The sequence below is a fragment of the Ferviditalea candida genome, assembly GCF_035282765.1.
GTDB lineage: Bacteria > Bacillota > Bacilli > Paenibacillales > KCTC-25726 > Ferviditalea > Ferviditalea candida.
In genome coordinates this window covers 42673-55639 of sequence record NZ_JAYJLD010000003.1, presented here as the reverse complement: position 1 = coordinate 55639, position 12967 = coordinate 42673, and the positions used below count along the sequence as shown (strand labels likewise).

The window sequence follows — 12967 nt, the reverse complement described above, 5'->3', positions numbered from 1 at the left end:
CGAAAAGGGGAGTGGTTCAATGGCGGAAATGGCGGAAAATCAGCTTGTGATTATGGATCAAATGGCAATCCGCCGGGCGATGACCCGGATTGCCCACGAAATTCTGGAAAAAAATAAGGGTGTATCGAATGTCGTGCTTGTCGGAATCCGAACCCGGGGCATTTATCTGGCCGAAAGAATCGCCAAATTGATCCTGGATATCGAGAAGGTGTCCGTCCCGGTCGGCGAATTGGATGTCCGGCCTTATCGGGACGACATCCCTTTGGACAAGAACGGAAAGCCTGCGAATCCTCCGGATCAACTCCCGATTGAAGGAAAGACGATCGTGCTGTTTGACGACGTGCTGTTTACGGGACGAACGGTCAGGGCGGCGATGGACGCCTTGATCGACTTGGGCAGGCCGGGCATGATCCAATTGGCCGTGCTGGTGGATCGGGGGCACCGGGAGCTGCCCATTCGGGCGGATTACGTCGGCAAAAACGTGCCGACCTCCCGTCTGGAAAAAATTGAAGTTCAGTTGATCGAAGTGGACGAGACGGATCAAGTGGTCATTTTACAGCAAAGGAGCTCTGTGAACTGATGCAGGCGCAGGCCGGGATGGATAGACATTTGTTGGGATTGAAGGGTATCGGCGCAGATGAAATCAACAGCATTCTGAATCGGGCGGCCTATTGGGCCGGACGGACGGAAAAAGTGACAAACCTGCTGCAGAGTAAATTTGTCGCTAATATGTTTTTTGAAAACAGCACAAGAACGAGATTTTCATTCGAAGTGGCGGAAAAAAGGCTCGGCGCTGAGGTCCTCAATTTCACATCAGCCGTATCCAGCGTGCAAAAAGGGGAATCTATCCATGATACGGTCCGGACGCTGGAATCGATGGGCATCGACGCCGGTGTCATCCGGCTGAAGCCGATCGGCGTGCTTGAAGAGCTGGCTGCCAAAATTAAAGTGCCTCTGATCAATGCGGGAGACGGCAATAACGAGCACCCGACGCAGGCGCTGCTCGATTTATATACGATCAGGGAGCATTTCAGGGAAATCAAGGGGCTGACCGTGTCGATCATCGGAGATATCCAGCACAGCCGGGTAGCCAGGTCCAACCTGTGGGGGCTGACCGCGATGGGAGCCCGAGTAAGGTTCTGCGCCCCGGAGAATATGCGGGCCGCGGAGCTCATGGAGTACGCTCCGTATGTAAGCATGGACGAAGCGTTGCAGTCCGATGTCGTGATGATGCTGCGGGTACAGCTGGAGCGCCATGAGCATGGGATGATCCAATCGGCCGAAGAATACCGAGAGCAGTACGGTCTGACCGCCGAACGGGCAGCCGGGATGCCGGCACACTCCATTATCATGCATCCGGCGCCGGTCAACCGGAATGTGGAAATCGACGATTGTCTGGTTGAGCATGAAAGATCAAAAATCTTCACGCAAATGACCAACGGCGTCCCCATCCGCATGGCTGTGCTGGAACGGGCGCTGACATAAAGCTTCATGAATCCGACAATTGGAGGGAATTATGGGGATTTGGATTGTAAACGGAAGAATATATAATCGGGAAACCGATCGGCTTGAAAACAAGCATCTTTTGATCGAAAACGGCCGCCTGGAAAAAATAGCAGAAGCGGAAGCAGCCGCTCTTGATACCGGCGGACATGAAGTGATTGACGCCGGGGGAAGGCTCGTCTCCCCGGGATTCATCGATATGCATGTTCACTTCAGAGAGCCCGGCTTCGAGCACAAGGAGACGATTGCGACGGGAGCGGCCTCTGCAGTCAAAGGAGGATTCACTGCCGTGGCCTGCATGCCCAATACCCGGCCGGTTGCGGATACGCCGGAGATTCTTCGCTTTATTCTGGATAAAGCGAAAGAAGCGGGTAAAGCGCGGGTGCTTCCCTATGCCTGTATCACCAAGAACCAGCTGGGGCGGGAGCTGACGGATTTTGCCGAATTGAAGGAAGCCGGAGCCGTCGGATTTACCGATGACGGTGTCGGCGTGCAAAGTGCGCAAATGATGAAGGAGGCGATGGGACTAGCCCGTGTCCTTGATGCTCCGATCGTGGCCCACTGCGAAGATGAGACGCTGGTCAAAGGAGCCCCGGTGAATGAAGGAAGCTTCTCGCGGAAATACGGTTTGAAGGGCATACCGAACGAGTCGGAAGCCATTCACGTCGGCAGGGATATTCTGCTGGCGGAAGCTACAGGCGCGCATTATCATGTGTGCCATGTCAGCACGGAGCAATCCGTCCGACTGATCCGCCAAGCCAAGCAGCTGGGGATTAAGGTGACGGCGGAGGTATGTCCGCACCACCTGCTGCTGTCCGATGAGGATATTCCCGGACTTGACGCGAATTGGAAAATGAACCCGCCGCTCCGCTCGCCGAAAGACGTGCAGGCGGTAATCGAAGGGCTGGAAGACGGTACGATCGACATCATCGTCACCGACCATGCCCCCCATACGCAGGAAGAAAAAGCGAAAGGCATGCAGCTTGCGCCTTTCGGAATCGTCGGGCTGGAAACGGCTTTTCCGTTGCTGTACACCCGATTTGTAGCAGCAGGGAAATGGAGCCTCGGCTTTCTGCTGGACAAAATGACGGCCAAGCCGGCTGAGGTGTTCGGACTCCCTTGGGGACAATTGGAACCCGGTTGCGAAGCGGATTTGACCATCGTGGATTTGGAGCTGGAGCAGATTGTCGATCCCTCCGCCTTTTTATCCAAAAGCAGCAATATGCCGTTCGCCGGTTGGAAGCTCAAGGGCTGGCCGGTGATGACCCTGGTTTCAGGAAACGTTGTCTGGTCGGCAAACATGAGATAAATATCGATAAGGAGTGGGAATCATGCAGGCAAGATTATTGTTGGAGGACGGCACCCTGTTTGTCGGCAAATCATTCGGCAGCACCGCCGAATCTGTGGGCGAAGTCGTGTTCAACACGGGAATTACGGGCTATCAGGAAGTTCTATCCGATCCGTCTTACTGCGGTCAGATCGTGACGATGACCTATCCGTTGATCGGCAACTACGGCATTACCCGTGACGATTTTGAATCGGTTCGCCCCTTCATTCACGGTTTCATTGTCCGCGAATATGAAGAAGTGCCCAGCAACTGGAGGGCTCAATACACATTGGATGAGCTGTTGAAGGAATACGGCATACCGGGCATCAGCGGAATCGATACCCGTCAGCTCACCCGCATTATCCGCCATTACGGGACCATGAAAGGAATTCTGACCACCTCAAGCCAATCGGTTGCCGAGCTCAAGGAACTGCTCCATGCAACACCCTTGATGACCGATCAGGTCAAACGGGTATCGACCCGCAGCGTGTTTTCCAGTCCCGGCAATAAGGAACGCATCGTGCTGGTGGACTTTGGCTCCAAAAGCGGGATTCTGCGCGATTTGACCCAACGCGGCTGCGATGTGGTCGTTGTGCCTCACGATGCTACCGCCGACGAGATCAGAAGGCTTCAACCGGACGGGATTCTGCTGTCCAACGGTCCCGGGGACCCGAAGGACGTTCCCCATGCGGTACGGATGATTTCCGAAGTGATGCAGGAATATCCGATTTTCGGTATCTGCCTTGGCCATCAGCTGTTCGCTCTGGCTTGCGGAGCGGATACGGAAAAACTGAAATTCGGCCACCGCGGCGGCAATCATCCAGTCAAAGATCTGAAAACGAACAGATGCTATATCACATCGCAAAACCACGGCTATACCGTCATGGACGATTCGATTTCCGGCACGCCGCTGGAGGTTACCCATATCAACAATAACGATGGGACGATCGAGGGACTGAAGCACGAATCGCTGCCGGCCTTCTCCGTGCAGTACCATCCGGAAGCTTCTCCCGGACCCTACGATTCCAGCTATCTGTTTGACGAATTTTTGGAGATGATCAGGCAGCACCGCAAGAAGCACCCTGAGGTGCCCAGACAGGTTCAGTTTGCGGCTGCCGCGCTGAAATCGGAGAAGGGAGAGCTGCAGTATGCCCAAAAATGAGAGCTTGAAAAAAATATTGGTAATCGGCTCCGGTCCGATCGTGATCGGGCAGGCCGCCGAATTTGACTACGCAGGCACGCAGGCCTGCCAGGCCCTGAAGGAAGAGGGGCTTGAGGTTGTGCTGATCAACAGCAATCCGGCCACCATCATGACAGACACCAACATGGCCGACAAGGTCTATATCGAACCGATCACACCCGATTTTGTCGCACAGATCATCCGCCAAGAAAAGCCGGACGGACTTTTGCCGACGCTCGGCGGACAAACCGGGCTGAACATGGCGGTGGAGCTCGCCAAAAGCGGAGTGCTTGACCAGGAGAACGTCAAGCTGCTCGGCACTCAGTTGAACGCGATCGAGAAAGCGGAGGACCGCGATTTGTTCCGGGAGCTGATGAGGGAGCTGGAGCAGCCGGTTCCGGACAGCGCCATCGTTACCACCGTGGCTCAGGCGGTTGATTTCGGCGGCGAGATCGGCTATCCGATCATTGTGCGTCCGGCCTATACGCTGGGCGGCACCGGCGGCGGCATCGCCAACACGCAGGAGGAATTGATAGAAATTGTGACTGCGGGAATCCGCTACAGCCCGATCGGGCAGTGTCTGGTGGAAAAAAGCATCGCCGGCATGAAGGAAGTTGAATATGAAGTGATGCGCGACGCCAATGATAACTGTATCGTGGTCTGCAACATGGAAAATATCGATCCGGTTGGCGTCCATACGGGCGACAGCATCGTCGTGGCGCCGAGCCAAACGCTCTCCGACCGGGAATACCAGATGCTTCGCGCGGCATCGCTGAAAATTATCCGCGCGCTGAACATCGAGGGCGGCTGCAATGTGCAGTTTGCGCTTGATCCGCACAGCTATCAATATTATGTGATTGAAGTCAATCCGCGCGTCAGCCGTTCGTCGGCGCTGGCCTCGAAGGCCACCGGTTATCCGATCGCCAAAATGGCTGCGAAAATTGCCGTCGGCTACACGCTGGATGAGCTGCTCAACCCCGTGACGGGACAAACCTATGCCTGCTTTGAACCGACGCTGGATTATGTGGTTTCGAAAATTCCACGCTGGCCGTTCGACAAGTTTACAAGCGCCAATCGCAAGCTGGGTACGCAAATGAAGGCGACCGGCGAAGTCATGGCCATCGGCCGAACGTTCGAGGAGTCGATCCAAAAGGCCGTCCGTTCCTTGGAAATCGGAGTCAACCGGCTTTATCTGAAGGAAGCCGAGCTGCTTGATCGGGAGACGCTCGAGCAGCGCCTGCAAAAGCCTGACGACGAGCGCCTGTTCCTTGTGGCCGAAGCGTTCCGCAGAGGCTACAATGTGCTCCAGTTAAACGATCTGACGAAAATCGACTGGTGGTTTTTGAATAAGATCAAAGGTCTTGTGGAATTTGAAACGACCTTGAAGAACACGGATATTTTATCTCCTGAGATGCTTTTGGAGGCCAAGCGCAAAGGGTTCGCCGACCGCGCCATCGCTGAAATCCGCAAAATCGGCAATCCGGGTCTGCCGCTCACAGCCGAGAGTGAAGTGAGGGAGTACCGGCTGAAGAACAACATACGGCCGGTTTACAAAATGGTGGACACCTGCGCGGCCGAATTCGAAGCCTCCACTCCGTATTATTACTCAACATACGAGACGGAGAATGAAGTGACGGCAAGCCGCAAGGAAAAGGTGGTTGTGCTCGGCTCGGGACCGATCCGCATCGGTCAGGGTATCGAGTTCGACTATTCGACGGTGCATGCCGTCTGGGCGATTCAGGATGCCGGCTATGAAGCGGTCATCATCAACAACAATCCGGAAACGGTGTCCACCGACTTCAACACATCGGATCGCCTGTACTTCGAGCCTCTGTTCCTCGAGGACGTCATGAATGTAATTGAACAGGAAAAACCGATCGGGGTCATCGTCCAATTCGGCGGACAAACTGCAATCAATCTGGCTGCTCCTCTGTCAAAGGCGGGCGTCAAGATTCTCGGGACGAGCCTGAACAGCATCGATGAGGCAGAAGACCGCAAAAAATTCGAAGCCTTGCTGAACAGATTGAATATCGCCCAACCGCCGGGAGTGACGGTGACATCCGTCGATGAAGCGGTCGGGGCTGCCTCCCGCCTCGGATATCCCGTCCTGGTTCGGCCATCCTATGTACTTGGCGGCAGAGCGATGGAAATCGTCTATTCCAACGAAGAATTGTTGAGCTATATGGAGCAGGCCGTCAAAATCAATCCGGATCATCCAGTGCTGATCGACCGCTATTTGCTGGGCAAAGAAGCGGAAGTCGACGCGATCTGCGACGGCGAAACCGTCCTGATCCCGGGCATTATGGAGCATGTGGAACGGGCAGGCGTCCACTCCGGCGACTCGATTGCAGTCTATCCGCCGCAATCGATCCCGCAGCGGATTCAGCAGCAGATGGTGGATATCACCATACGGATCGCCAAGGAACTGAAAACCGTCGGTCTGGTCAATATTCAGTTCGTCATCCATCAGGATTCGGTTTATGTCATTGAAGTCAATCCGCGCTCCTCCAGGACTGTGCCGTTCTTGAGCAAGGTGACCAACATTCCGATGGCCAACATCGCGACCCGGGCCATCCTCGGGCAGAAGCTCAGCGATCTCGGCTACCGCGAAGGGCTGTGGCCGGAGGACAATTATGTGTCGGTCAAGGTTCCCGTCTTCTCGTTCGCCAAATTGCGCCGGGTGGATACGACTCTGGGGCCGGAGATGAAATCGACAGGGGAAGTCATGGGCCGTGATGTGCAGTTTGCCAAAGCGCTGTATAAAGGGCTGATCGGCTCCGGAATGAAAATTCCGGCCGCGGGCTCGATTATCGCGACCATTGCCGAAAAGGATAAGGAAGAAGCCATCGGTCTGCTGAAAGGATTCCATGCTCTCGGGTACAGCATCATCGCAACCGGGGGAACCGCCAAGGCTCTCGAGAAGGAAGGCTTGAACGTGCAAAAGGTAAACAAGCTGAGCGAGGGTTCGCCGAATATACTGGACTTGATCCGCAACGGCAAAGCGCAGTTTGTGTTCAATACGCTGACTAAGGGCAAAACGCCCGAGCGCGACGGGTTCCGCATCCGCCGCGAAGCTGTGGAAAACGGCGTTGTCTGCATGACTTCGCTGGATACGGTGCGGGCGCTCTTGAACATGATGGAAACGATCAACTTCTCGTCGCGTGCGATGCCGGCACATCAATTGAATTAGATGGAAAAAGGGGGCAAAGCATGAAATCGCATACCGCTATTGCCGAGAAAATCATTGTGGCGCTGGATGTGCCCCATCCGTCGGATGCCAAAAAGCTGCTGAGCGAACTGAAGGGCATCCCCTGCTACTTGAAAGTGGGCATGCAGCTGTTTTATGCTTCAGGTCCGCAATTTATTCTCATGCTGAAGGAGCAGGGCTATCGCGTCTTTCTTGATTTGAAGCTGCACGATATCCCAAACACGGTGAAGGGAGCCGCCGACAGCATTACCCGTCTCGGCGTTGATATGTTCAACGTCCATGCGGCGGGCGGCAGCCGTATGATGGAAGCCGCACTCGAGGGGATCGATACGGCGCTTTCCGCACGAGTGGGGATACAGCGGCCGATTGTGATCGCGGTGACGCAGCTGACCAGCACATCCCAGATTGTTTTGAACTCGGAAATCGGTATTCCCGGCAATGTGGAAGAATCCGTCCTGCACTACGCAAATCTGGCGAAGCAAGCGGGCCTGAACGGAGTGGTCACCTCCCCGTTGGAGGTTGCGGCCATCAAGCAGACCTGCGGATCGTCTTTTCTGACGATCGTACCGGGAATTCGCCCGCATGGCTCCGCCATCGGAGACCAGTTTCGGATCATGTCCCCGAAGCAAGCCTTTGCGCAGGGGGCGGACTACATCGTGATCGGCCGGCCGATCACGACTGCTGACAATCCCCGCCAAGCGTTGGAATCGATCATAAAGGAGTTGTCCGAACCATGAATCTGAAAGAACAGATTGCGATCGACATAGCCGAAGCGCTGCTGAAAATCGGTGCGGTGGTGCTTCGCCCCAACGAGCCTTTTACGTGGGCATCGGGCATGAAATCGCCGATCTACTGCGACAACCGGCTGACCATTTCCTATCCGGAGATCCGCGAAATGATTGCCGACGGATTCGTTACCCTGATCAAGCAGTACCATCCCGATGCCGAATTGATCGCCGGCGCCGCTACGGGGGGTATTCCGCACGCGGCTTGGGTTGCGCAGAAATTGAAGCTGCCGATGGTCTATGTGCGCGACAAGGCGAAAGGCCACGGCAAGGAAAACCGGATTGAGGGACTGCTTAAGCCAGGGCAGAAAACAGTAGTCATCGAGGATCTGGTTTCGACCGGCGGAAGCTCTCTGAAGGTGGCCGAAGCCGTAAAAGAAGCCGGCGGAGAGGTTCTTGGCGTGCTGGCGATTTTTACTTACGAATTGGAGTCGGCGGCGGAAGCATTTGCGAATCAGAATATTCCCCTTCATACATTGACGAATTATTCGATGCTGCTTCCAACGGCGCTGCAGATGGGCAAAATCGCTAGCAAGGATACCGCTTTGCTTACGTCCTGGAAAGCGGACCCGCAAAATTATGCGCATAGATTCGAATAGTAAACTTTCATAGGGTTTTTGCAATGATTTATCATCCGCCTTTGGACTGAGAGTAAAAAAATTCCGGAGGCGGTATTATTTGCTTATATTTGGGTCTATGATGAAATCGCAACAGGAAAATGATTGAAGGTTTGCAGCAGCCGGACAGCGGAGAGATCTCCGTTCAAGGCATGAATTGGCTGAAAAACGGGGAGGGGATCAAGCAGATCATCGGGGTGCTCGTCATCTTTATCGTCGGCTCGAAATTTTATAACTGGAAGGCGGAGACGAGATGAGCACAACAATAACACTTCCTTTCATGGTATAATTGAGCTATCAGGGAAAGGGGATGGTTGAATTGGCTAGAGTTGTGCACAGCAGGGAAGTCAAAGAAGCCGCCATGAACAAACTGGCGCAGCGCGGCGTGAAAATTGAAGATATCGCCGAGATTGTTTACGAGATGCAGTCCCCGTATCATCCAAACCTTTCATTTGAAGAATGTGTGGACAGTGTCAACGCAGTATTGCAAAAACGGGAAATTCTACACGCCCTGTTGGTTGGAATGGAATTGGACACCCTGGCCGAGCAGAAAAAGCTGTCTGAGCCGCTTCAATCGCTCGTCGAAGCCGATGAGAGCTTGTTCGGCTGTGACGAGACGCTTGCATTCGGTTCGGTACTTGGTTACGGCAGCATCGCGGTCACGACATTCGGCCATCTGGACAAACAAAAATCGGGCATCATTAAGCATCTTGATACGAAATTCAGCGAAAGCGTGCACACCTTTCTCGATGATCTTGTGGCCAGCGTCGCGGCAGCGGCTTCGGGCCGCATTGCCCACCGCAGCAGGGATAACGAGGAGAATCAAGAGCCCGGTGCTGGGAGCGAAACCGGACCTTTGTCGGATGAAAACGCAAGCTGATGCATTTTTTAAAAAAATCATGCGGGCTGTCCCCCGAGCCGGGCGGCCCCTTGTTATTTGCGGGAACGTTTTTTATGGCTTGCCCTGTGCTGACGAATTGGAATCCGTTTCGTTAGTCTTCCGGGAAATTGGTTATGCTATTGGGAAAGAAAAATTAACTGATTTCGATATGGAGTGACTTGCAGACATGCATTGGGTATATTGGGTCAAATTATACAAAACCAAGTTTCAGGCCGGCTGCCTGGCTAAAAGAATAGAAGAGGACTGGTGGATTTACGGATATGAAAGCCCGCAGGCGGTGGAGGTTTTTCAATCGAGAAAAGGCAGGTACGGCGTGAAATTTCTGCCTTGAATGCTTGAAATCCGTTCTTGACTTCCGAAGAAGGATTGGTGTATAGTTATTTTTGTTGTCGCATTAACGCGGGGTGGAGCAGTCCGGTAGCTCGTCGGGCTCATAACCCGAAGGCCGCAGGTTCAAATCCTGCCCCCGCAACCAAATTTCAATGCCGATGTTTGCGGGCCCTTAGCTCAGTTGGTTAGAGCGGTCGGCTCATAACCGATTGGTCGGGGGTTCGAGTCCCTCAGGGCCCATACACCACAAACCCGGATAATCCTTGATTTCAACAATCATATCCCCGTTTGGGGGGCTGACGCCTTCCCGAACGGGGATTTTTCGTATTTTCGTTCCGTTCCCATTTTTATCTCACTTCGAATTGCGTCTCCACGGTCTTTCCTTCGGAAGTGACGGCAATCCGCCAGGTTCCGGGAGTCGTTCGGTTTCCGACTTTCCAAGTCCAACTGACACGGCCTCGGGCATCCGCCTGTTTGATCTGCAAACCGGAAGCCTTGCTTGGACCGCTTTTATAGTAAACGGTAATGCCGGCGCTTGCTCCCGGAGCGGTTTCGGCAGTGAGCGTTGCATATCCTCCGGCGGTCACGGGTGAAGTTACACTGACGACCCTCAGGCCGGATATCGGGCTGGAACCGGGATTGGAAGCGGCGCCGGGACCCTCGCTGGGAGCGGGTTTCGTTACACTTGAACCCGTTTCGGGAAGATTGCCGGCAACCTCATCATGGAAGCCGTCTTCGCGCGCGTAATTCTCTATGCTCCAAATGCCGATTCCGGCCAATTGCGCTTTTTTCTGAATTTGCCTGAATTCGTCCACATATTTGACGTTGGGAGGATAGACGTATGCGACCCGGGCCAACCCTTTTTCCAGCAGCATTTCATTGAACATTCTGCCGTCATGCCAAAGATAGACCAGCACTCGCCCATACTTGTCTCTTTCGGACACATCCAATTCCAGTTGGACGTTTTGGCCGGAAAGCGTGTCTTTGGCGAATGCCGAGGCTTCCGGGCCGAAGGGCTCGACGGGCTTTTCCGGATGGACGGTTTCCGGCGTATCAACCAGCAGCAGGCGGATCTTCTCCGTTTGACGTCCCAAGCTGACTTCCATCGTATCCCCGTCGATTACGCGCACGATTGAGGCATTGATCAGCCGGCGGCTCTTGTTGCCGCTGTCCGCCGTTTCACTTAGTTTGTCAACGTTGCTGCTTGGAAGACCGCTGTTCTCTTGGGCAAGGTTCCCCCCGGGCAATTTTTGGACGCTTGCGGCAGGCTTGGAAGAAGGATGCGGGGCGCAGCCCGTCAGTCCCGCAGACAGAAGGAGCAGCAAGAAGATGGAATGCATCCCTAAAGCGGCTTTCCGGGTATCCCGACGGTATAAACCGGCTGCCGTGAAAACGGCCGTTCCGAAAGAAAGCGCTATTGCTAGAATCAGTATCAGTGTCATAGCGGTTCTCTTGTCCTCTCTGTGTTGGTTCCGATGATGAATGCTCCACCCAACTATGATACGCTCAATAAACGTGATTGACCAGAGGATTTTTAACGCTTGCCAAGCATCGCCAAAAAAATTGAACGATCGATCAAACCGTTTTGCGAACCGATCCGTTTACTTGAACAAAATACATTTTGCGAGGAGGTTGTTTGATTGTGAAAAAGAAGTTATCCGCATTATTGATCTTGGTCATGCTGTTCTCGATGGCGTCGGTAACCGCCTTTGCCGACGAAAAGTTGGCGACAGGGCTGAGTGTGCTGCTGGACGGGAAAACGGTGAGCGTGGGCTCCGCTACATATGTGATGGACGGTCATTCGCTTGTGCCTTATAGAAGCTTTGACGGACAACTCGGCGCAGAGATCGTGTGGGATGCGGCATCGCAAATGCGGATCATTGCCGGAACGACATATGGCCCGGTCCGTTTTCTGGCGGAATTGTTCGGCTGCAAGGTCGGCTTTGATTCACAATCGAAAATGGTCTCGATCCAATCCTCCGCATCTCCTGGCTTTAGCGTTTATGGAGTGACGGACGGGCAAGTGCTGAACAGCGATTCCGTCAAGGTCGCCGTTGCCGTTTTCAATCATCAGCTCGCCGGTTTCCGCAAAGAAACGGCGCCCGCCGCCAGACATGGGCATGTTCATCTGTGGATGGACGGCGATCCGTCGGACCCGAAATCGGCGTACAAGATGTCAGCGGGGAAGCGGTGTCGTTCGACCATCTTCAACCCGGAAAGCATACGCTGACGGTACAACTGGTCGGAAACAATCATAAGCCGTTGACGCCCGATGTGAAGAAGACCATCACATTCACGACGGCGGCCGTTCCGAAGCTGACGGTTTCCGGTGTAACGGAAGGGTCAGATCATCCATCGAAATGAAATCACGGTTCAAACGAAAGTCGAGCATTTTACGCTCAGGGATTTCCGGACTTCGACGCAGCCTCAGCCGGGAGAAGGGCATATTCATCTTTGGCTGGATACGGATGTGAACAATCCGAAAATCGCTTATAAAAGGCGACGAGGCATATCAGGTGTGGTTGATCAAAGACGGAATCCGGCATAATGCGGGCACGCTGCGCGCGGATCATCAAGGCAACGGCGTGCTGACCTATCGGTTGAACGGGGACGATAAAGCTTTTGATGCGATCGGCATTACGCTGGAGCCGGACTCGCACGGAACTCGCCCGAGGGGGAAAAAAGTGCTGGGAACGTAAGCCATGCGAATAATTTTGCCCCGAACAACAGAAAACAAGGATATACAAATCCTTGTTCGGAGGGGACAATTGTTCATGGAAAAGAAAAAATATTATATCTCTGTACAATCAGGCTCGATTCTGGAGGATCAGGGGGCGGCCGCGTATGAGCTGGAAATTGAAGCCACGGAAGCCGAAGCCGCGAAGCTTCAGGAATTGTTCGACGCCAGGATGACGGAGGAGGACGCGACGTTCGTCCGCAATCACATTCCGGCGATTCCGTACCATAACGACAAGGAGAACGACGCGTACGACTACTATCTCAAAGAAATTTACCAGATGATTTACAATCTGGGCACGGAGGAGACCCGTAAGCATATTGAAAGCATCGGCGTGCTTTCTCCCGGGTTTTTCCCATATCCGTAGGCGGGAAACGTG

At 54.0% G+C, this 12967-nt stretch carries 15 protein-coding genes and 2 tRNA genes; 16 read left to right on the top strand and 1 reads right to left on the bottom strand.

Annotated features, from left to right (window positions below; genetic code table 11):
• Positions 1-28: 28 nt before the first annotated feature.
• The 12 genes from pyrR to VF724_RS02890 all read left to right on the top strand — a co-directional run bounded on the left by pyrR (position 29) and on the right by VF724_RS02890 (position 10091).
• A complete protein-coding gene (gene pyrR / locus VF724_RS02945) occupies positions 29-580 on the top strand; it encodes a bifunctional pyr operon transcriptional regulator/uracil phosphoribosyltransferase PyrR (RefSeq protein WP_371752868.1) in 552 nt (183 codons plus the stop codon).
• Positions 580-1485 carry an aspartate carbamoyltransferase catalytic subunit gene (locus VF724_RS02940; RefSeq protein ID WP_371752722.1) on the top strand — a complete coding sequence of 302 codons (906 nt, stop codon included), beginning with the start codon at positions 580-582 and terminating at the stop codon, positions 1483-1485. The genes pyrR and VF724_RS02940 overlap by 1 nt, the downstream gene beginning before the upstream one ends.
• 31 nt (positions 1486-1516) lie before the next feature.
• Entirely contained in the window at positions 1517-2812 is a 1296-nt protein-coding gene (gene pyrC / locus VF724_RS02935; RefSeq protein ID WP_371752721.1) for a dihydroorotase, read from the top strand.
• A 22-nt stretch (positions 2813-2834) separates the two neighbouring features.
• Positions 2835-3992, top strand: coding sequence for a carbamoyl phosphate synthase small subunit (locus VF724_RS02930; protein WP_371752720.1), 1158 nt, complete (start codon positions 2835-2837; stop codon positions 3990-3992).
• Positions 3979-7200: a carbamoyl-phosphate synthase large subunit gene (gene carB, locus VF724_RS02925; RefSeq protein ID WP_371752719.1), complete on the top strand. Its 3222-nt coding sequence runs from the start codon at positions 3979-3981 to the stop codon at positions 7198-7200. Before VF724_RS02930 ends, carB begins: the two co-directional genes overlap by 14 nt.
• Before the next feature lie 20 nt (positions 7201-7220).
• The gene (gene pyrF, locus VF724_RS02920) at positions 7221-7955 is read left to right on the top strand and encodes an orotidine-5'-phosphate decarboxylase (protein ID WP_371752718.1); all 735 of its coding nucleotides are present in this window, start codon (positions 7221-7223) and stop codon (positions 7953-7955) included.
• Positions 7952-8602, top strand: a complete 651-nt coding sequence (pyrE, locus tag VF724_RS02915) for an orotate phosphoribosyltransferase (RefSeq protein WP_371752717.1) — start codon at positions 7952-7954, stop codon at positions 8600-8602. The genes pyrF and pyrE overlap by 4 nt, the downstream gene beginning before the upstream one ends.
• A gap of 119 nt (positions 8603-8721) precedes the next feature.
• Positions 8722-8877: a hypothetical protein gene (locus VF724_RS02910; protein WP_371752716.1), complete on the top strand. Its 156-nt coding sequence runs from the start codon at positions 8722-8724 to the stop codon at positions 8875-8877.
• A gap of 62 nt (positions 8878-8939) precedes the next feature.
• Complete coding sequence (locus VF724_RS02905) at positions 8940-9500, top strand: phosphatidylglycerophosphatase A family protein (protein ID WP_371752715.1); 561 nt, start codon at positions 8940-8942, stop codon at positions 9498-9500.
• A gap of 187 nt (positions 9501-9687) precedes the next feature.
• The gene (locus tag VF724_RS02900) at positions 9688-9852 is read left to right on the top strand and encodes a hypothetical protein (protein WP_371752714.1); all 165 of its coding nucleotides are present in this window, start codon (positions 9688-9690) and stop codon (positions 9850-9852) included.
• Positions 9853-9919: 67 nt separating this feature from the next.
• Positions 9920-9996 (top strand) — tRNA-Met (locus VF724_RS02895).
• Between the two features lie 21 nt (positions 9997-10017).
• Positions 10018-10091 (top strand) — tRNA-Ile (locus VF724_RS02890).
• A gap of 107 nt (positions 10092-10198) precedes the next feature.
• On the opposite strand, the gene VF724_RS02885 is transcribed toward VF724_RS02890, so the two are convergent.
• Entirely contained in the window at positions 10199-11293 is a 1095-nt protein-coding gene (locus tag VF724_RS02885) for a thermonuclease family protein (protein WP_371752713.1), read from the bottom strand.
• Between the two features lie 200 nt (positions 11294-11493).
• Here VF724_RS02885 and VF724_RS02880 point away from each other — a divergent pair, with 200 nt between their 5' ends.
• From VF724_RS02880 to VF724_RS02865, 4 genes are all read left to right on the top strand, one after another.
• Entirely contained in the window at positions 11494-12081 is a 588-nt protein-coding gene (locus VF724_RS02880; protein WP_371752712.1) for a stalk domain-containing protein, read from the top strand.
• Positions 12042-12215 (top strand): hypothetical protein, encoded by a 174-nt coding sequence (locus VF724_RS02875; protein WP_371752711.1) that lies wholly within the window; start codon positions 12042-12044, stop codon positions 12213-12215. Before VF724_RS02880 ends, VF724_RS02875 begins: the two co-directional genes overlap by 40 nt.
• Positions 12216-12328: 113 nt before the next feature.
• On the top strand, positions 12329-12550 hold the full coding sequence (locus VF724_RS02870) for an anti-sigma factor (RefSeq protein ID WP_371752867.1): 222 nt from the start codon (positions 12329-12331) through the stop codon (positions 12548-12550).
• Between the two features lie 75 nt (positions 12551-12625).
• Positions 12626-12955, top strand: a complete 330-nt coding sequence (locus VF724_RS02865; protein ID WP_371752710.1) for a hypothetical protein — start codon at positions 12626-12628, stop codon at positions 12953-12955.
• The last annotated feature ends 12 nt before the right edge of the window (positions 12956-12967 follow it).